1 protein-coding gene and 1 pseudogene are annotated in these 1,712 nt (G+C 61.2%); both read right to left on the bottom strand.

Annotated features, from left to right (window positions below; genetic code table 11):
- Nucleotides 1–1,129, bottom strand: a 1,129-nt coding sequence (locus A3754_RS23130; protein ID WP_197468804.1) for a metallophosphoesterase, incomplete at its 3' end; no start/stop codon positions are given.
- Nucleotides 1,130–1,196: 67 nt separating this feature from the next.
- A pseudogene (locus A3754_RS28155) lies at nt 1,197–1,712 on the bottom strand (hypothetical protein); the annotation flags it as partial.

Genomic DNA, 1,712 nt, shown 5'->3' with positions numbered 1-1,712 from the left:
ACTCGCCGATCACCTGACCCATGTAGTCCAGGGTGGCGTCGTGGTCGGGTTTCACCAGGGCGGTGAGGGCGGCATCCGCTTCGCCCTCCGGGTCCAGGGCCCGGGCTTCCACCTTGCTGTCCACCATGGTCCAGCTTTCGCCGTCCTCATTGAGCGCCAGGGTCAGGTCGATGATACCCAGGTGGCTGCCCCAGAAACCGGGCATGACCGACGGCACTCCCTTAATGGTGCCTTTTTCCAGATCCACGTTGGCGGTGCCGGCAAAGGCATTCGAGGGAAAAGTCAGGTGGCTGTGGCCGAACATGATGGCATCGATGCCGTCCACGTCCGCCAGATACCAGCTGCTGTTTTCCGCCTTGGCGTCTTCCGAGTAGGCGGTGGTGTTAATGCCGGAGTGGGGAATGGCAACGATGATGTCTGCGCCTTCTGCCTTCATCTTCGGCACCAGTAACTCCGCGGTGGCCTTGATGTCCTTGGCGGTGACTTTGCCTTCCAGGTTCTTCTTGTCCCACTGCATGATTTGCGGTGGCAGGAAGCCGATAAAGCCCAGGGTCAGGTCGTGGGGGTTGCCGTTCCGGTCGTAGACTGTCTTGGTGATTAACTTGTACTGATCGAAATAGGGGGTGCTGCCGTCGGCGCTGAATACGTTGGCGCTGATGTAGGGGAAGGCGGCGTCGTCCACGCTTTCGGCGAGGAAATCCAGGCCATAGTTGAATTCGTGGTTACCGTAGTTGCCCACGTCGTAGGCCATTTCGTTCATGACCTTGTAGACCGGGTGCACTTCACCGCTGGTGAGCCCTTGCGCCTGGCGCCAGTCGCCCATGGGGCTGCCCTGGATCAGGTCGCCGTTATCGACTAACGCAGCGTTTTCCGGGTAGGTGATTTCGGCGCGGGCCTGCTTGACCAGCATGGCGGTGCGCACCAGTCCATGGCCGTTATCTACGCTGTCACTGTAGTAGTTGTAGTCCATCACGTTGGCGTGGATGTCGGTGGTTTCCATCAAACGCAGATCCACCCGGGGGGGGGCGTCCTGTTGGGAGGAAGAGTTGTCATTATCGCCGCCGCAGCCGCTGAGCAAAGCGCCGCCGGCCAGCGACAGAGCGAGCAGGGATCGCAGTGAAGCTTTCATGGTGTTTCCTGTGTATCGGGTTGAAAGAAGGGCGGCGCGAACGCCGCCGGGGAGTTTTTGAAAAGCATCAGGGGCAGTGGCTGATCACGGTGAGAGCGTTCACCGATTCCAGGCTGGGATAACTCATGTACAGGTCGCGCACGCCGTCCACTTCCAGGGTCTGGCCGATCATTGCCGGGTTGTTGGCGGGGCTGTATTCGGCGCGCTGGTCGGGCTCCAGCTTCACGTAGACGCTGGTGCTGTTGTTCAGGTCGCCCAGCTCCAGGGCATAGGGGTCGTTAACCCCGCCGATCACTTCGCCCACCACGGTGAGCGGGGTGCCCTGGCTGCTGGCGTAGGCATCGCTTACCGACACCGCGCCGCTGCTGCCACAACTGCCGCCGCCACTGCTGCCGTCCACCAGTGCCATGTCGGTGACGTACTCGATGCTGGGCTCGCCCATGTAGACGTCACGCTCGCCGCTCACCTGCAGGGTTTCGCCGATCACTGCCGGGTTGTTCTGCGGGCTGAAGTCGTTGCGGTACTGGCTTTCCAGTTTCACGTAAAGGGTGGCGCTGCCGTTACTGTCCTCAATTTCCAGCGC

The organism is Alcanivorax sp. HI0083 (assembly GCF_001635175.1).
The sequence above is the reverse complement of the archived record's forward strand: the minus strand, read 5'-3'. Positions and strand labels throughout refer to the sequence as shown.